Below are 14,722 nucleotides of genomic sequence, written 5' to 3' on the forward strand. Positions count from 1 at the left end.
AAATTATCTCGAACAACATTCTGAACTCGTTCAAGAATTAATGAAGATAACTCCCAATAAACGTCGTTTTTACCAGCAGGGTATACGGGCTGGAATCCTGATTGGGTCTATTTCTTAGGCCTCTCTGTCACCCCCCCAGCTATAAGCCTTGTACAGTCAGCTTTTCGCTAATTTTCAGCAAGCCCTAACTAGCCCTTCGTTCCAATGGCAAAAGAGTCAACCTTTGATTTTCAAAAATCAATCAACCGGAGTAATCTCTATCCAAACACCCGTTTTGTCAGCCACAGGTACATACTCAACACTTAACTTAGAAACACAACTAATTCTATCATCCAGAAGCACTCCCGCCCCATTCATAGTTAAAGCATCCAGACACGCACCAGCTAAATTATCCAAATCAGAATTAGTGCGGTGCTTTCCCACAAAACGCATTAAAATTGACGCTCTTTTTATTGGTAATTCGATAGTTAAATTTAACTCAGATAGTTGACTATAAATTTCCACCTCAGCCATATTTCGCCACGTTCGATATCGCTGTGGCATAAATGTCCCATTCCCAGTTACTCGCGGCCGCGCTTTGGGGACTACATTACCGGGTATAAAAAATATTATAACTTCCCTAGATTGAGGAATATCAAAAACTTCTAATTTTTCAACATTTACAGTAATTATTTCCTGGGGTGACGACAAATTAACAACCTCTAAACTCTCAATTACTTCAGGGGTTATTATCTGTTTTTTAGATGTAATATTCTCAATTACTCCAGAAGTTATTATTTGTTCGTCCGATGCAGTATCTTCAATTATTTCAGAAGTTATTATAGACTCTTCAGACGCGCTATCCTCAGTTATTTCAGAAGTTATTGTCGGCTCTTCAACTGCGATGTCCTCAATTATTTCAGAAGTTATCATCAGCTCTTCAACTGCGATGTCCTCAGTTATTTTAGAAGTTATTGTCGGCTCTTCAACTGCGATATCCTCAATTATTTCAGAAGTTATTATCGGTTCTTCAACTGCGATGTCCTCAATTATTTCAGAAGTTATTATCGGTTCTTCATACACTCTCTCCTCTAATTCTAATTCTAATTCTAATTCTTCGTCTTCCTCTAGATAATCAATAGATTGCGCTCTCTCAAAACTATCCTTCTGACTAGAAACAATAAAATTTTTTACAAAACTTTCCCTTTCAATACTTCGGGGTTTATCCTTCGGTAAACCAGGCCATCCTTTAGCCATTTGCATATAAGTTTCTGCCGTTCTTTGTGACAGATTACAATTAGCTTTTAGCCAAATTTCCCATTGTTCAGGCTGTAACTTTTCTTGAGCTTCCAACAACCACTCCCCAGCGTTGCGAGCGTACAACAGTCCCGCCATTGGAGAAGTCTGACACTGCTCGTGAGCACCCTTAATTTCCGCCCCCAATTCCTGAAGCGTCATCGGTAAAGGGGCAGAATTTATCAGCACTTCTAAGTAACTAGATAAAACTAGCCACAGAGTTTTTGCACCCGCCATTTCTACCTCTTCGCTTACGGAGAAAGGCTTTGTGCTGTTGAGTTGTTTGTTGAGATTGTTAGTTTCCACTTACTTAGATGCTCTTCCCTACTCAAAAATCATGCTTAAACTAAAAATACTGCAACAGAATAGATGCCGAAAGTGCGATCGCACATCAGCAATTATAGCCGAAGGCAGAAGATTTAGTTAACTACAAGGGCAGAAGGTAAAAAGCAATAAAAGCAATGGTTTTCGCAATTAAGAAGGTCAAGAGTCAGTTTTTAGGTATGTTGTAGCCACTTTAGCGCTAAAGCCAACATACCTTTGCTTAATGTGCCAGTTGCCTAAGTCCTGGCTAATTTATTAAGTATACTCTCCTCGCCCTCAAACTCAACTAAGTAACTGTTCAACTGGAAAACCAATCAAATACAAAATTCGCTCGATAGTAATCTCTGCCCAATCTGGGTGGCTATTGAGTTCATTAGCCAACTCATAAACCACTTTTTCCAAAATATAAGCATCCAGTAATACTTGCAGTTCGTCCATAGATTTAGGTACAAAATTTGCATCGCCTGCTGTTATCAAATAACTCTTGAGGAAAGCAACACTAACCCACCCATACCAAAACTTAGCCCATTGATTCATTGTGGGGAGAGTTTCAGCTCGAATTATGCCGTTTTCTATCTCTTTGCGGAGGGATAAAGTTGCAGCATAGTTGAAAGATTGCACCATTCCTGCAACATCTCGCAAAGGCGAGCGCTTCATGCGCCGCTCGCTCAAAGGACGCGCCGGTTCTCCTTCAAAATCAATAATGATAAAATCTTTGCCTGTATAGAGCACTTGACCTAAATGGTAATCCCCATGACAGCGAATACGCTGAGCTGTGATTTTAAGGTTCAAAATAGACCTGAATTTTCCGATCAACTGCTCTGGATGACTGAGGATAACTTGCGCCATTTTTTGTCCGTCTGGCGATAACTTTAAAAGCCCTTTTCTTAGCAGCAATAAAGTTCTACCAGTAAGATTTCTCATCTGCTGATAAATGGAACGCTGGTAAAAAGATGTGAAATTTTCTGCGGCAAAACTGGGATTCTCTAAATCGGAAGCTAAGGTTAAATGCAGTTCCGCCGTCCGCTGACCCAAAAGTTCGGCAGATGTTAAATAAGCGCCGATAAGTTCGTGAGCCAATTCTGGCATTTCAACTGATAGATTAGATACCAGCGAATTTGATGGCTGTTGCACTGGTAAGGGTAAAGCAGTGGGTAAATAACTGTCACCATAACCTGATGAATTGTCGTTAGAATGCTTTGCACCTACGACCATTACTTCCTCGAAATAGTGACTTAAGCTATCCAATGTATAAGACCAAGCATCCCTAGCTTCGGGAATAAACTTGTGCAATATTCCAATTGTAATCGATTCGCTTCCTGGGCGGCGGTACTCTAAGGCTCCTGCAACTGGGATATATGGTTGGAGCGGGTTTTTGTCAGTTAAGAATTGCCCAATTTCTAGGTCGGGATTGATACCTTCCTCAACTTTGCGGAACAATTTAAGGATTAAGCGATCGCCGTAAACTACGGAAGTATTGCTTTTTTCTCCCTTAATCAAGCGGGGTTCAACGTGCGATAAGTCTTCTTCCGGGGTTAATTCCTTGGTAATCGTTGTTAGCAATTTACCAGCAGTGCCCATATATTGACGGGAATTGGCGATCGCATCCAAGGGAAAGCTCAAAAAGTCTTTCTCTCCCGCAGCGTCAAATAACACGCCAATTTCATCATTTTTGCCGATAAACTTGAGTTCTGCGATCGCCTGTGCAGAATGAAGGCTTTGTGATGGCTGGTTTTGCTTATAATTTGTGACGTTACCCTCAGCCAATATCTCCCCACCATCCCCAGCACTACTAATTTTTTCGTAGCCTAGAGGTAGCACATAAGTTTCGGCCATTCCTTCCGTGTAATCTACTTTTAAAAATACCAGATAATAGGTATTAATAAATTGTTTCTGAGCGGATATTGATGATGAACCTAAATTTTCGCCAGCCAATCCAGAGGAACTTATGGGAATAACTTCTGTAATTTGTACCGCTTGAATTGTGCGAGCTTTGCCACCAAACCAACGAAAAGTACGTAAGTATTTAGGTAAAATAGCAGCAATCTGGGCTCTGGATTTGTTGTTGGGATTAAAAATACTTTCCCAATTACCGCTAACAGTCAAAGTCGGCAGTTTTATTTGCGGTAGTTGCTGTGGATAAACATCCGGTTTAAGTGCGATCGTAAACCAATAAAATGAGTGAGGAGTGAGACTGAGAAAGTAAGGATAATCGCCAATAGTGGGAAATTCAGAGCGACCAAAAATCTCAATTGGCACCGAACCTTTGAAGGGCGACAGGTCTAATTCAACTGTTTGAACAAAGCGCGACAAATTCGCTACAACCAGGATATGTTCTCCATCGTAAATCCGCATAAAAGCCAAGACTTTGCGGTTTTCTGGATACAGAAATTCAAAGGTTCCGCGACCAAATGCTTGGAAGTGCTGCCTAATTCCAATTAAGCGTTTCATCCACCACCACAACGAATTTAGGTTAGATCGTTGCGCTTCTACATTAATGGCTTCATAGTGATATTCTGGGTCAAGAATTGGTGGTGCGTATAGCTTTTGAGGGTTTGCCCGACTAAAGCCAGCATTGCGATCGCCACTCCATTGCATCGGAGTTCTTACCCCATTGCGATCGCCTAAATAAATATTGTCCCCCATCCCAATTTCATCTCCGTAGTAAAGCACGGGAGTACCGGGAAGAGAAAGCAAAAGAGCATTCATTAACTCAATGCGGCGGCGGTTATTTCCCATTAAAGGAGCTAACCGACGGCGGATACCTAAATTAATCCTAGCTTGGGTATCTTGAGCGTAAACTCGGTACATATAATCCCGGTCTTCATCGCTCACCATTTCTAAGGTTAATTCATCATGATTGCGGAGGAATAAAGCCCACTGACAGTTATCAGGAATGTGAGGAGTTTGCTGAATAATATCAATAATTGGGAAGCTATCTTCCATCTGCAACGACATGAATAAGCGTGGCATTAGAGGAAAATGAAAGTTCATGTGACATTCATCTCCTTGGGCATAATATTGCACCGCATCTTCCGGCCACTGATTAGCCTCAGCAAGTAGCATTCGATTCGGGAAATTTTCGTCTACGTGCTTCCGTAGTTGTTTTAGGAAAAAGTGAGTTTCGGAAAGGTTTTCACAATTAGTACCATCCCGCTCGTACAGATAAGGAACGGCATCCATCCGTAGCCCATCTACACCCATAGCTAACCAGAAATCGACAGTATCTAATATTGCTTGGCGCACCGCTGGATTGTCATAATTCAAATCAGGTTGATGGGAGTAAAATCTATGCCAATAGTAAGATTTTGCCACCGCATCCCAAGCCCAGTTTGAAGTCTCAAAATCTTGGAAAATAATCCGTGCATCTTGATATTTTTCGGGTGTATCGCTCCAAACGTAAAAATCTCGCTCCTTGCTGTCTTTCGGCGCTCTCCGCGCCTTTTGAAACCAGGGATGCTGGTCAGAAGTATGATTGACAATTAACTCAATAATTACTCTAATTCCCCGCTGGTGCGCCGCATCTAAAAGGTTTTGAAAATCTTCCAAATTGCCATAAATTGGGTTGACGCTAGTGTAGTCCGAAGTATCATAGCCATCGTCTCGCAACGGCGAGGGAAAGAAAGGCAGCACCCAGATAGCTGTCACTCCCAAATCTTGCAAGTAATCTAGTTTTTCTGTCAATCCCCGAAAGTCGCCAATACCGTCAGCATTGCTGTCAGCAAAGGCACGAACAGGGACTTCGTAAATGATGGCATCTTTAAACCACAAAGGATCGTCATTCAAAATTGACATTTTTGGTAATTGGTAATTGGTAATTGGCAACTGGTAATTAGCGATTGCCGCTGATTGTAGATAGTACAGATATGGGTAAAATTACACCCAAGTTGAGTTAATTATACCTGTTAATAGCTAGCTGTCAAAAATCTAACGCTCAGCTTAAGTAAACTCAATTTTATACTATACTTGCTGTTTTCAAAATAGCTAAAATGCTAAATTTTATTATCTGTCTTAAGTAAGATAAACACCCATTGATTTACAAAAATCAAAAATTCGTATTCGCTGATACAGCAAAAGTGGAGATTTTACTCTTGCCTGTAATTGTTGCCAAAAGCAGAACAAATATTAAAACCAAAATCAAAAATCAAAAATCTGCCCGTCCTGATTTTAATAATCGAGTCCCTGTTTAATCCAGTTGAGGCAATCGCCTTCAGATAAAAATATTTTGGGAGCAGCAATATTGTTTAACTTACTTGGTGGATAATGATCGTAGAAATATTTACCAGCTTCTTGATAAACAATAATTAAATTGTCCCGATAAGTATACCGACACTTAAAATAATCATCCTGAGCGGCAATATCTGAATTTTCATCAAGATGCTCTTTGGCAACTTCAATTATTCCCTCTACGGTATTCGCACAAATCCCAGCAGGATTTTCCAATTTGTGCAATTTACCTTTATGACCTAATTCAGAAAGTAAGGTATAAGAATAAATGTCTTTGCTCTCAACTATGGTCAAAATAAAAGGTACGATTAGATGCCCATTATAGGAAACAGATTTTTCGTAAAGAAAGCGCTTTACCATGACTTAATCATTCAGCTTAACCCAGATTTTGCTGATAATAAAGAGATGATTGATATAAAACTTGTTCTTGATGAGTAAGCAATGTACAATCAGATAGCGGGTAAGCTACACAAGTAACAGTATAACCTGCATTTAATTCCGACGGTCGCAGAAATTTTTGCTCGCTTTGATCCACTTCGCCACTTACCAGTTTAGCAATACAAGCCGAACATTCCCCTTGTTTGCACCCAGAAGGCAGGCGAAGACCAGCTTCTTCTGCCATATCTAGAATATACTGGTCATCTGGTACTGGAATTGTCCGATCTAGTGCGATCGCAGGATTCACTAACCGAACTTGATAAACTGCCATTTGCGCTCCTAATAAGAAGAAGGAATAAGGAAGAAGGAAGAAGGAAGAAAGAAGAAGTAAAAAATACTTATGTCATAGCAAGCTTTTTATTTATCTTATTTTACTTTAAATTAGGTGGTTTACTTATTAATATTCCTCTTGTTTAACTAAGATAAATTATAGATTGCTAATGGCTGATTGTTAATGGCTAACAACTAAATCATATAGATTTGGCGTTACCATAGTATTTTAAAATTAGGTGAGATAAAACCTCTTAATTAGCCATTAGCAATTAGCCATTAGCCATTAGCAATTAGCCATTAGCAATTAGCCATTAGCCATTAGCAATTAGCTATTAGCCATTACCATCAAATCCTCCTCAAAGTAAATAGCCCGAATATCCTCCGGCAAATTTCCCTCTAGACTTTGATACCCCTTTTGCAACAATGCTTTTACCTGAGCGGGAGAAATTGCTTCACCCTCCGCTTGCAAATAAGCCGCAATTCGCGTCTCGCTCCAACGGAAAGTCTGAGCCATTAAAACAGTTAATCTTAGCAACGGAGCTAACTGTTCTAATGCCTGTCCGACGTAACACCAAAGCGGCGGTGGAGCCGCTTGTAAAGAGTAATGAATCGATTCCACTGACGGTAAATCGGTCTGATTAATACAAATAGCTGTTACATTAATCAGCCAATTCTGAAGAGTAATATTCTCCCCTCCCTCTTCTGGCCCTTCACGGCGCAAATCTAGGCCACGCAATTCGTAGTAAATATGCCGCCAAGTCCTAGCAAATAGGTAATCAGCCTGCACTGGCGATCGCACTGAATGCCGAATCAGCGTGTAGACAATTTGAGCGTATCGACAAAAAATAGCCGTGAAAAATTTTCCCTGATCGGGATGATTTTGAAACAGAGTCAGCAACTCCTGGTCGCTGTTATGAAACAGCGATTTGACAATCGGATGGTTGGATTCAGGAAATTGAGGCGTTTGCACAATTTTTCTGCACGAGCTGAGCTAAAAAACGCTGATGCACTAGACATAATACATCATCCCTTAGACTTGTGGCAAACATCCTAGTCAGAATTCTGTAGAGAGGGTATTGCTTACCAAAAAAGCTAGAAACTCAAAACCCGCCGCAGCGGGTTTGAATGTGAAGTAGATATATTAATCGGAATTCCAGGCTTGCGGGTCATTTTCTACCTGCACCGAGCGATTGCTACGGTTAAAGTAAATTCTGATCGTATTCGTGCGGCCCCGCTCCAAATCCAGTTTGCCAGATTTCCAAGGCTTATACCCAGATTGGCTACCAAAGAAACTAACTCTGTAAGTTGTAGCTGGCAGATAAATCCTTTCCTTAGAATTATTGCCGCTTAATCTAATTTCTTGCCTCTTGCCATCTCCTTCGATTTGAATCCTGACCTCATCATTGCTGCGAGAAATAAACTCCACCGCTACTCTTTCATTATCATTGCGCCCCCTGTCATTGTCGCGCCCTCGGTTATCACCTGGCAAACCGGTATCTTTAACGTTTGCCCCTCTTAAATCGGTTCCCTGGAAGTTGACACCTCTGACCTCAGCTCGTTCCAAGTCAGCATTTCTTAAGTTAGCGTCACTCAAGTTGGCATTTCTCAAATTAGACCTACTCAAATCTGCATCCCTTAAATCAGCTCCCCGGAGGTCAGCATTGCTTAAGTTGGCATTTCTAAGAGCAGCGCCTCGCAGGTTCGCACCTCTCAGGTTGGCATTTCTGAGGTCTGCTCCTTGTAGATTTGCACCTCTAAGATTGGCATCTCTGAGGTCGCACCGAGAGCACTGACCAGTTTCTCTTAGTTTCTCGACATCTCGGCGATTTGCGGACTGAACTGGCATCGCTAGGCTGAGTGCGATCGCCAGCGTTGCAAATCCTAAAATAGGTTTGATCTTCATCTTACTGGACTCGAAATTTATTAATATTTCAGACTATGAGACGTTCGATTGGAGCGAAAAGATTCCTGCCCATCGAAAAGTATCATTAGGTATAGACTAGCCTCTAAAATAGATTTTAGCTTAAACGAGTAACTTTTGACTTCTTCTATCTGGATTATTCTATCCGGTAAAGCCAGAGTACTCAAAACCAGGCATTTATATCCTCAAACTCAGAAAAGAAATGCTCTGGGAGCTATTTTTTTCTGAGTTTTTAATCTCCCAAGCTTAATTTATCAACAAATGACACTCAAAACCCGGAAACAAACTAACCTTTTACTGCTCTTATTTCCCGGCACATTCTGGCTGGTGATTTTTTTTGTTGTGCCACTGCTAATTGTCTTAACCTACAGCTTCTTAGAACGTGGCACTTACGGCGGTGTCACCTGGACATTTACACTGGGTAACTATCAGCGTTTATTAGGCGATAGAAATAGTTATATTTACTTGGGAGTGCTTTGGCGATCGCTCTGGCTAGCATTTCTTACCACCGCAGCTTGCTTGTTAATTGGCTATCCCCTAGCATTTTTTATTGCCACGCGACGCTCACCGGGATGGAAAAATGCTTTACTATTGCTAGTCATTATTCCGTTTTGGACTAACTTTCTAGTGCGGACTTACGCCTGGATAGTTCTCCTGCAAAGTAAAGGAGTAATTAACGTCGCCCTGCAAAGCCTGCAAATTATCAACGAACCATTAAACTTGCTTTTCACTCCTTTTGCCGTCACAATTGGTTTAATTTATGGCTATCTGCCTTTTATGGTTTTACCATTATATTCTACAATAGAACGCTTCAACTTTACATTAGTAGAAGCCGCCCAAGATTTAGGAGCTAATGACCTTCGCACCTTATGGCGGATCGTATTACCGTTAACAAGGCGCGGGATTATCGCTGGTTCAATACTGGTGTTTGTCCCGACAGTAGGTGCTTTCATCACGCCCGATATTTTAGGCGGTGCTAAAACAATGATGGTAGGAAATCTGATTCAAAATCAATTTCTTAAAGCTCGCGACTGGCCTTTTGGTTCTGCCCTTTCTATGTTATTAATGGTATTAGTCTTAATTCCCATGTTAATCTATTTCCATCTTTCAGAAGAAGAAAATTAAATAGTAGACGATCGCATATTATACCTAGCATTGCTAGCATAATCAGCATTTAGCCATCAGGAATTAGCATCAGTAATTAGATGAATGACAACAAAATAAAATTAGATTTATTAATTCGTTCAATTGGCAAACATTGGCTCTGGGGGCAAGCAGCATTAGGATTTGCCTTCCTTTACTTACCAATTCTAATATTAATTATTTACTCCTTCAATACCTCCCGGTCTAATGCCGTTTGGCGCGGTTTTACCCTAGACTGGTATCGCAGCCTATTCGCAGGCGCGGGTGTAATCGTACTGGGCTCAGCCCAAGGAACTGCTAACATTAGCGATGCAGGATTATGGGAAGCTGTAAATAATAGCTTGCTAATTGCTGCTATCTCTACCCTGCTAGCGACAATCTTTGGTACGATGATAGCGCTGGCATTGGAGCGCTTTCGCTTCCCTGGTCGCAGAACCTTGGAAGCATTACTTTTTTTGCCGATTATCATTCCTGAGATTACAATGGGCATTTCCTTGCTAGTTTTTTTTACCCTAGTATTTCGGCTAGTAGAAAATCTGGTCGGAATTCGCCTTACTCTCGGTTTGCCTACGGTAATTATCGGTCACATTGCCTTTAATATTTCCTTTGTTACTATTACTGTGAGAGCTCGTTTGGCAGAATTAGACCCAGCTTTAGAAGAAGCAGCCTTAGATTTGGGCGCAAATGAATGGCGAACTTTTTGGCGAGTCATTTTACCCTTAATCTGGCCTGGTATTTTCAGCGCTGCGCTGTTAGCTTTCACCTTATCTTTAGATGATTTTGTCATCAGTTTCTTTACTAGCGGTGTCGGTTCAACGACCCTACCTTTGTTCGTTTATGGGATGATTAAGTTTACGGTGACACCAGCTATCAATGCGATCTCAACTTTAATGTTGCTAGTTTCTCTATTACTTGTGGTATCATCACTAACTATCCAGAAAAGTTAAAATAGTTACCCGTTTATTAGTCGGCGGTTGAAACCGCTACTACAAAAACAAAGTCCGCCTATGCGGACTAAAGAATACAGGGAGTATTTAAGCCGGATTTGGTATAATTCCTTTTTCCTTCTTCCTTCTTCCTTCTTCCTTCTTCCTTCAGACAAAACTTATGAAACGTCTACTAACTTTCCTCCTGTTGTTTATGATTAGCGCCATATTGCCTTTCGGCTGTAGCGGTAGCACTCCCAATGGTGCCGAAACGAGCAGAGGTAGTGAAAAAGTGCTGAGCATTTACAACTATTCAACTTATATTGCACCGGAAGCTATCGCGCAATTCGAGAAAGAGAATAGCGTCAAAATCAAATACGACACCTACGACAATAGCGATGCTTTATATGCAAAACTAAAGCAAGGCAATCCCGGTTACGACGTAATATTTCCAGCCGACTATATGGTGAAAATCATGGTCTCTGAGAATATGCTTGAGCCGCTTAATCTAGATAAAATTCCTAACAAGAAAAACCTCGATCCTAAGTTTGTTAACCAATCCTTCGATCCCGGCAATAAATACTCATTTCCTTACCAGTGGGGGACTATGGGTATTGGCTATAATCTGAAAGCAACAAAGGGTGAAGTGAACAGTTGGGGGGCAATGTTAGACCCAAAATTCACGGGTAAAGTAGCATGGCAAGACGATGCGCGGTACACATTTGCAGGTGTCTTGATGTATTTAGGATATAACCCCAATACAACGAATCCCAATGAGATTAATAAAGCTCGTGACTTGCTGATCGAAAATAAGGCAATGATTGCCGCTTTTGTACCCGATACAGGTCAAAACTTGCTCGCTCAAGGAGAAGTAAATCTGACTATGGAATGGAGCGGCGATATTTTCCAGGTAATGAAAGAAAACCCAGACCTACGTTTTGCGATTCCCAAAGAAGGGACAATTGTTTTTACTGATAACATAGCTATTCCCAAGAATGCACCGAATAGAGAGTTAGCTGAGAAATTTATTGACTTTGTGTTACAGCCAGAAGTCGGTGCAAAAATATCTAATTTTATCCACTTTGGCTCGCCTAATAAGGCAGCAATAGATCGGGGTTTAATCGATGACCAAGACATGAAAAATCAACAAATTTATCCTCCAAATGAGATATTCTCTAAACTCAAATATATTGAGGATGTTGGTAAAGCGACGGGCTTGTACGACCAAGCATGGACTGAGGTTAAGGCCGCATTTGGGAAATAAAAATTGTTAGTTGTTAGTTGTTAGTTGTGAAGTATTGATTGTTAGTTGTTCCTTGTTAGTTGATAGACAAAATAATAATTAACAGTTATGCTTACATCGACTTGTAGGGTGCGTCAGTCTAAAGTTTTACGACGATGAGAAAGATTCATATTATGATGTACCCTACCATCATGTCCAAGTTGCAAAAAGTTTGATATATTGCGTATCTTTATTTAATTTATGTTGACACTTAACCACTAATTAACTAACAACTAACAACTAACCACTAACTACTAACCACTAACCACTAACAATAATGTACGCTGTTGAACTGGTTAATATTTTCAAGTATTTTAAAGACTCTCGCAAAAAAGATTGCCTAGCTGTAGATAACATCAACCTGCAAATTGCTGATGGAGAATTCTTTTCACTATTGGGGCCTTCTGGCTGCGGGAAAACTACCACTTTACGACTGATTGCTGGCTTTGAAATCCCTACAATAGGCGAAATTTACATTCACGGGGAACCGATGAAAGATCGTCCGCCATTTCACCGCCCAGTTAATACAGTTTTTCAGAATTATGCTCTTTTTCCACACTTGACGCTGGCTCAAAATGTGGCTTTTGGTTTGGAAATGGAGAATTTACCACGCCGAGAAATTAAGGTTCGCGTTGCTGATACTCTGGCGTTGGTGCAGTTAACTGATATGGAAAAACGCTATCCACGTCAGTTGTCAGGAGGACAGCAGCAGCGGGTAGCATTAGCAAGAGCATTAGTAAAACAACCTTCTGTCTTACTATTTGATGAACCGCTGGGAGCTCTAGATTTGAAGCTGCGGAAGGAAATGCAGATAGAATTGAAGCGGATGCAACAAAAGTTAGGAATTACTTTTATTTATGTGACGCACGATCAGGAAGAAGCTTTAACGATGTCTGATAGAATTGCGGTGATGTATCAAGGACAGGTGCAACAAGTTGGCACGCCGATTGATATTTATGAATATCCGAAAACTCGCTTTGTTGCTGATTTTATTGGCGAGACTAATTTCTTAACGGGGCGAGTAATTGAAAGTGGGGCGGGTAAGGTTGTGGTGTTGGTTGATGAAAAGTTACCAGTATTAGTTGCTAACGTAGAAGATATGCCAGTTGGTAAGGTTTTAACGCTGGTTGTGCGACCAGAAAAAGCTACTATTTATCCTTCAGATGATCGAGAAGATGGTTGGTTGGGGACGGTGGAAGAGGTGGTTTATATTGGTACTGATACCCGATATTCTGTGCAGTTGACGGATCGGAGTTCTGTGGTGGTTCGCAGGCAGAATTTACACCGAGATGATTTACAGCGTTATGCGGTGGGTGAGAGGGTACGAGTGGTGGTATCGCCGGAGAGTATTTGTATTTTAGACTCGGATCTAGGGGTATAGCCAAGATACTGAGCTTTCCCGATATTACTTCTGTTTGATTACTACTAAAGTAATGTCATCAAATACTTTTTGCTCTCCAATGTATAGGCGCACATCATCAATAACAGCTTGCTTGATTTCTGCTGCTGACTGTTCCCTGTTAAGCGCAATAACTTCAATGAATCGCTCGATACCGTATTGAGTTTCATTCATATCAATAGCTTCGGTAATTCCATCTGTGTAGAGTACGACAACATCCCCGGAATTTAACTGTATTTCAGTAGAAGCAAGGAAATCGTTAATATCGGCTTCCAAGCCGATCGGAAAGCCTAAGTCGATGGTATCAATCCGTTCTACTTCGCCGCTGGAACGCACGAGAATGACCTCTTCGTGCTGTCCGCTCAAACACAGAGTATTGTCTTGATATTTCAGCAAAGAAAGGCTCATATTTTTATTGGAATTCATGCGCTCTACATTGTCAAAAAGTGTTTGGTTAACTGTCTGCAATAATTTAACTTGGTCGGTTTCATTGTGGATCAACAAAGTGCGAATTGCTGTTTGTGCCATCATCATTAACACGCCGCTTTCTAAACCGTGTCCGGTCACGTCACCGATGCCAATTGTAGCTTTACCGCCATAATTTAGTACGTCGTAGTAGTCGCCGCCAACTTCATCAGCAGATTCCATGAATCCAGCAATTTCTAGCCCTTCAATTAATTCTAATTCTTCCTGTTTCGGCAAAATCATTTGTTGCAGGCGGCGGGTTACGTCTAGTTCGGCACTCATGCGAAGGTTTTCTACTTCTAGCCGTTCGTTCAAAACCAATATTTCTGCATTAGCTTGGGCTAATTGTGAAGTACGATCTTCTACTTTTTGCTCTAAAGTTCGGTTGTACTCTTCTAATTTTTCGTAGAGATTTGCATTTTCAATGGAGATCGCAGCTTGAGTAGCAACGATCTTTAAAGTTTCCACTCTTTCTGAGGTAAATGCGCCGATCGCGAGATTATTCTCTAAGTAGAGAATGCCACCTAGCTTGCCTTGGTGGAGTAGGGGAGTGCAGAGGATTGATTTGGGTTGAGTTGCGGTAATATAAGAATCGCGAGTAAATTGTCCTTCATCAATGGCGTTATTTAATACTACATTTTCCCGGCTGCGAGCAACGTAGTTAACTATGGCGGTTGATAGCAGAGGAATTCCAGTTGCAGGATCTACAGAATCTAGGGGAATGGATTGCATAATGGCAATGCGATCGGACTCTAATGCTGCTTCCGCTTCGATCGCCCAATTCCCGTCTTTATTCAAAATGAGAAAACCTTTTTGTGCGCCTGCATTTTCGATCGCAGTTTTCATCACCTGGTTTAACAATTGTTCTAGAACGATTTCACCGGAGATAGCTTGGGATGCTTTCATTACTGCGGCAAAGTCCAGTTCTTCACCTGATGTTCCACCAGTTGTGATAATCCGATTCTTGGTATTTTTAGTATCAGTACGGCTTGAACTAAGCCACTGAATATATTTTTCATCTAAATCTTCTACTTTGCGTTTTGCTCCCC

General features: G+C 41.1%; 11 protein-coding genes. 4 read left to right on the forward strand and 7 right to left on the reverse strand.

The window, feature by feature from the left end; translation table 11 throughout:
* Positions 1–237: 237 nt before the first annotated feature.
* From PN499_RS20155 to PN499_RS20180, 6 genes are all read right to left on the reverse strand, one after another.
* Positions 238–1,581 carry a RusA family crossover junction endodeoxyribonuclease gene (locus PN499_RS20155; protein ID WP_272033993.1) on the reverse strand — a complete coding sequence of 448 codons (1,344 nt, stop codon included), beginning with the start codon at positions 1,579–1,581 and terminating at the stop codon, positions 238–240.
* 300 nt (positions 1,582–1,881) lie between these two features.
* On the reverse strand, positions 1,882–5,394 hold the full coding sequence (gene treS / locus PN499_RS20160) for a maltose alpha-D-glucosyltransferase (RefSeq protein ID WP_272033994.1): 3,513 nt from the start codon (positions 5,392–5,394) through the stop codon (positions 1,882–1,884).
* Positions 5,395–5,766: 372 nt separating this feature from the next.
* Complete coding sequence (locus PN499_RS20165; protein WP_007355979.1) at positions 5,767–6,186, reverse strand: hypothetical protein; 420 nt, start codon at positions 6,184–6,186, stop codon at positions 5,767–5,769.
* Positions 6,187–6,202: 16 nt separating this feature from the next.
* Entirely contained in the window at positions 6,203–6,535 is a 333-nt protein-coding gene (locus PN499_RS20170) for a 2Fe-2S iron-sulfur cluster-binding protein (RefSeq protein ID WP_007355978.1), read from the reverse strand.
* Positions 6,536–6,862: 327 nt separating this feature from the next.
* Positions 6,863–7,507 (reverse strand): RNA polymerase sigma factor, encoded by a 645-nt coding sequence (locus PN499_RS20175; protein ID WP_272033998.1) that lies wholly within the window; start codon positions 7,505–7,507, stop codon positions 6,863–6,865.
* Between the two features lie 171 nt (positions 7,508–7,678).
* Positions 7,679–8,440 carry a pentapeptide repeat-containing protein gene (locus tag PN499_RS20180; protein WP_272033999.1) on the reverse strand — a complete coding sequence of 254 codons (762 nt, stop codon included), beginning with the start codon at positions 8,438–8,440 and terminating at the stop codon, positions 7,679–7,681.
* Between the two features lie 279 nt (positions 8,441–8,719).
* Here PN499_RS20180 and PN499_RS20185 point away from each other — a divergent pair, with 279 nt between their 5' ends.
* The 4 genes from PN499_RS20185 to PN499_RS20200 all read left to right on the forward strand — a co-directional run bounded on the left by PN499_RS20185 (position 8,720) and on the right by PN499_RS20200 (position 13,190).
* Positions 8,720–9,583 carry an ABC transporter permease gene (locus tag PN499_RS20185; protein WP_272034000.1) on the forward strand — a complete coding sequence of 288 codons (864 nt, stop codon included), beginning with the start codon at positions 8,720–8,722 and terminating at the stop codon, positions 9,581–9,583.
* An 80-nt stretch (positions 9,584–9,663) separates the two neighbouring features.
* Positions 9,664–10,548, forward strand: coding sequence for an ABC transporter permease (locus PN499_RS20190; protein WP_272034001.1), 885 nt, complete (start codon positions 9,664–9,666; stop codon positions 10,546–10,548).
* A gap of 160 nt (positions 10,549–10,708) precedes the next feature.
* Entirely contained in the window at positions 10,709–11,791 is a 1,083-nt protein-coding gene (locus PN499_RS20195; protein WP_272034003.1) for an ABC transporter substrate-binding protein, read from the forward strand.
* A gap of 295 nt (positions 11,792–12,086) precedes the next feature.
* Positions 12,087–13,190 carry an ABC transporter ATP-binding protein gene (locus PN499_RS20200; RefSeq protein ID WP_272034004.1) on the forward strand — a complete coding sequence of 368 codons (1,104 nt, stop codon included), beginning with the start codon at positions 12,087–12,089 and terminating at the stop codon, positions 13,188–13,190.
* A gap of 24 nt (positions 13,191–13,214) precedes the next feature.
* Here the strand turns inward: PN499_RS20200 and PN499_RS20205 are convergent.
* Positions 13,215–14,722, reverse strand: a 1,508-nt coding sequence (locus PN499_RS20205; protein WP_272034006.1) for a GAF domain-containing SpoIIE family protein phosphatase, incomplete at its 5' end; no start/stop codon positions are given.

The organism is Kamptonema animale CS-326 (genome assembly GCF_028330895.1).
GTDB classification, from domain to species: Bacteria; Cyanobacteriota; Cyanobacteriia; order Cyanobacteriales; family Microcoleaceae; genus Kamptonema; species Kamptonema formosum.

Bases quoted from the DNA above. Each gene is read 5' to 3' on its own strand.
- PN499_RS20170 (WP_007355978.1), bottom strand. From the start codon at position 6,535: ATGGCAGTTTATCAAGTTCGGTTAGTGAATCCTGCGATCGCACTAGAT.
- PN499_RS20185 (WP_272034000.1), top strand. From the start codon at position 8,720: ATGACACTCAAAACCCGGAAACAAACTAACCTTTTACTGCTCTTATTT.
- PN499_RS20195 (WP_272034003.1), top strand. From the start codon at position 10,709: ATGAAACGTCTACTAACTTTCCTCCTGTTGTTTATGATTAGCGCCATA.
- PN499_RS20165 (WP_007355979.1), bottom strand. From the start codon at position 6,186: ATGGTAAAGCGCTTTCTTTACGAAAAATCTGTTTCCTATAATGGGCAT.
- treS (WP_272033994.1), bottom strand. From the start codon at position 5,394: ATGTCAATTTTGAATGACGATCCTTTGTGGTTTAAAGATGCCATCATT.
- PN499_RS20180 (WP_272033999.1), bottom strand. From the start codon at position 8,440: ATGAAGATCAAACCTATTTTAGGATTTGCAACGCTGGCGATCGCACTC.
- PN499_RS20190 (WP_272034001.1), top strand. From the start codon at position 9,664: ATGAATGACAACAAAATAAAATTAGATTTATTAATTCGTTCAATTGGC.
- PN499_RS20200 (WP_272034004.1), top strand. From the start codon at position 12,087: ATGTACGCTGTTGAACTGGTTAATATTTTCAAGTATTTTAAAGACTCT.